Genomic DNA, 2,061 nt, shown 5'->3' with positions numbered 1-2,061 from the left:
CGCGGTGCGTGGCGGGCTCCAATACTGATGCGGCCGCAGCGGCTGTGTCCATTTTTACATCACCCTGAATTTTCTGATTGCAGTAAGCCGCGATTCCAGTAATTATTCAAGTGTATAATTTCTCCGAATGGCAAAAAACAGGAGCTGAGGTGAGCGACGAGCGCCGTAAATTCAAACGCGAATCCGCCGAATCCCGGAAGGAAGCGCTGATTCTGGCCACGCTGGAGCTGGTGGCGGAAAACGGCGTACGCGGGGCTACTGTGCGGGGCATTGCCGAGCGCGCCGACGTCACTCAGGGGCTGATCCGGCATTACTTCAGCTCCAAGGAAGAGCTGATCACTGCCGCCTACGAACACCACATGACCTTCATGACCGACCAGACCTTTGCCCCGGCATCGGCTGTTCAGGGAACTGCACTGGAACGGCTCACTGCGTTTGTGACTGCCTCGCTGACCCCGCCGGTGGTGGATCCGCGCGCCATCGCGCTTTGGGCCAGTTTCCTGAACAAAGTGCAGCAGGACCCTCACATGAAGGCGACGCACGAACGCACATATGCCTATTTCCGCGACCAGCTGGAGGCGCTGATCACTGCCGCGCTGAACGAAGCGGGCCGCCCGGCCCCGCCTGCGCGGCTGCGCCAGCTGGCGATCGCCTGCAACGCGCTGATTGACGGGCTGTGGCTGGAAGGCGGCGCCCTGCCCGATGCCTTTGCACCGGGGGAGCTGGCAGAGATCGGGCGGCAATCGGTTGCCGCCATGACAGGACTGAACTTGAAACAAGGGGCTGAAACGTCATGAGGCTGACAGCAATCACCGAACGGCTGGCCGGTTTGGGCGGCGGCAAATGGGAAGTGCACCTGAAGGCACGGCAACTGGCCGAAGCCGGGGCTGATCTGGTTGAGATGACCATCGGCGAACCCGATGTGCCCACCCCCCCGGACCTGATCCAGACCGCCGCGCAGGCGATGCAGGCCGGCCGCACCGGCTATTCCGACGGCCGCGGCGAGGCGCGCCTGCGTGCCGCCCTGGCCGAGGCCTACAGTGCCAACCGCGGACGCGCGTTCGGGCTGGAGAACATCCTGTGTTTCCCCGGCACCCAGACTGCGCTGTATGCGGTGCTGCAGGGCGTCGCGGAACCGGGCTCCGAGGTGCTGGCAGGCGATCCGATGTATGCCACCTACGAGGGCGTGATCCGCGCCTCCGGTGCCGATATGGTGCCGGTGCCGCTGCGGCCTGAGGCCGGGTTCAGGATGCAGGCCAGCGACATCGCCGCGCGCATCTCCCCGCGCAGCCGGGCCATCCTGCTCACCACCCCGCACAACCCGACCGGCGCCATCCTGACCGCCGATGGCCTGCGCGAAATCGGCGAGCTGGCGATCAAGCATGACCTCTGGATCATCTCTGACGAGGTCTACGAGCATCTGATTTTCGATGGTGCAGAATTCGTCTCCCCCCTCTCCGATCCTGCCCTGGCGGACCGGGTGATCGCGGTGTCTTCGATTTCCAAATCCCACGCCGCACCGGGCTTCCGCAGCGGCTGGTGTGCCGGACCTGCGGATTTCTGCACCGCGCTGCTGCCGGTGTCGGAAACCATGCTGTTTGGCAACCAGCCCTTCATCGCCGACATGACCGAAAAGGCCGTGCGCGATGGATCCCCCGTGGCGGCTGGCATGGCCGCCCGCTTTGCCGCCCGCGCGGACTTGCTGGTCCAGCGGCTGCACGGCGAGACTGAATTGCGCGTCCACCGCCCCGAAGCCGGCATGTTTGCCTTGATCGACGTCTCTGCCACCGGAATGGACGGCGATGCCTATGCCTGGGACCTATTGGAAAGCGGTGTCGCCGTGATGCCCGGCTCCGCCTTTGGCGACAGCCTCAAGACTTGGGTGCGCGTCGCTCTCACCATCGACGACACCAGTTTTGCCACCGCGCTGGACCGGATCACCGCTCATGCAAACCGTAAGGCAAGGAGCGTCGCATGACCGCAAAAACAGTTGGCGAGGCCCTGGTCGCGGGGCTGCAGAAACGCGGGGTTTCTTGCGTGTTCGGCATCCCCGGCGTCCAT

At 64.5% G+C, this 2,061-nt stretch carries 2 protein-coding genes; both read left to right on the top strand.

The features are described from left to right. Window positions 1-149 precede the first annotated feature (149 nt). A complete protein-coding gene (locus A2I95_RS33580; RefSeq protein WP_027257818.1) occupies window positions 150-797 on the top strand; it encodes a TetR family transcriptional regulator C-terminal domain-containing protein in 648 nt (215 codons plus the stop codon). After that, entirely contained in the window at window positions 794-1,978 is a 1,185-nt protein-coding gene (locus A2I95_RS33575; protein WP_027257817.1) for a pyridoxal phosphate-dependent aminotransferase, read from the top strand. Before A2I95_RS33580 ends, A2I95_RS33575 begins: the two co-directional genes overlap by 4 nt. The last annotated feature ends 83 nt before the right edge of the window (window positions 1,979-2,061 follow it).

The organism is Leisingera sp. F5 (assembly GCF_001593695.1).
The sequence above is the reverse complement of the archived record's forward strand: the minus strand, read 5'-3'. Positions and strand labels throughout refer to the sequence as shown.

What these genes read in the sequence shown, in the direction of transcription:
- A2I95_RS33575 (WP_027257817.1), top strand. Translation starts at nt 794, where the DNA reads ATGAGGCTGACAGCAATCACCGAACGGCTGGCCGGTTTGGGCGGCGGC.